Origin of the sequence: uncultured Microbulbifer sp. (assembly GCF_947498635.1) — a bacterium.
In the GTDB taxonomy this organism is placed as follows: Bacteria; Pseudomonadota; Gammaproteobacteria; order Pseudomonadales; family Cellvibrionaceae; genus Microbulbifer; species Microbulbifer echini.
Window position 1 is genome coordinate 1 of the sequence record NZ_CANMKV010000115.1, and the last position, 754, is coordinate 754.

General features: G+C 56.8%; 2 protein-coding genes. Both read left to right on the forward strand.

The window, feature by feature from the left end; translation table 11 throughout:
- Window positions 1–527: hypothetical protein (locus Q1A69_RS20055; protein WP_299589679.1), on the forward strand; the 527-nt coding region annotated here is incomplete at its 5' end.
- A 6-nt stretch (window positions 528–533) separates the two neighbouring features.
- Window positions 534–754 (forward strand): hypothetical protein (locus tag Q1A69_RS20060; protein ID WP_299589681.1); only part of this gene is annotated, 221 nt, incomplete at its 3' end.

Below are 754 nucleotides of genomic sequence, written 5' to 3' on the forward strand. Positions count from 1 at the left end.
CCGCCCTGCCGGTGCGCGCGATTACCGACTACGAGCGCGGCGGTATTGCCCTGCAAGATCCCAGTCGAGGGCTGAACGTTCAGACCTGGCGCGCACGGGTATTGGAAGACGGCAGGGCCATCGTGCTGGATGCTCAGCAGGTGAGGGCGAGCACTGTGATTACCGGGGTCAATATCACCGAGGTGAGCTTGGCCTTCGACCAGAATATGCGCCCGGTCATCGCCTATGTAGAGAGCGGGACCGCCAAGCTCTACTGGTATGACAGTAGCCAGGATGCCCAGGTAACCACCAGCTGGCCGGGGTTTATTACTCCCAGGGTTTCCCTGGACGATAAGCGCCAATTACAGTCCTCTGTAAGCGATGTAATTTTCGCCTACCTGAAAGACGGCAATCTGTATCACCGCCAACAGCGCGACCGTTATGGCACTGAGTATCTATTGGCCAGCAATGTAAACAGCCCCGGCCTGGTCAAAATCGGTATGAGCCGCAATCTCCGTTTTCAGTTTTTACTTAAAAGCCCTGAATAAATTCCTATGCCCTATCCCCTCTATGCCGTGGTTGCAGAGATCTGCGAGCGCGCCGGCCTGCCGTTTGGCAAATTCGATACCACCCTGCTGGAGGGGTATGTCTCGGGGATGCAGATCAGCAACGATGCCCCCGCGTTCGAACATATTCAAGAACTGGCCAAGGCGTTTTTCTTTGATCCGGTCAACCGAGGCGATTCCCTGGTATTTACCCCGCGCGGCGCCGAGCC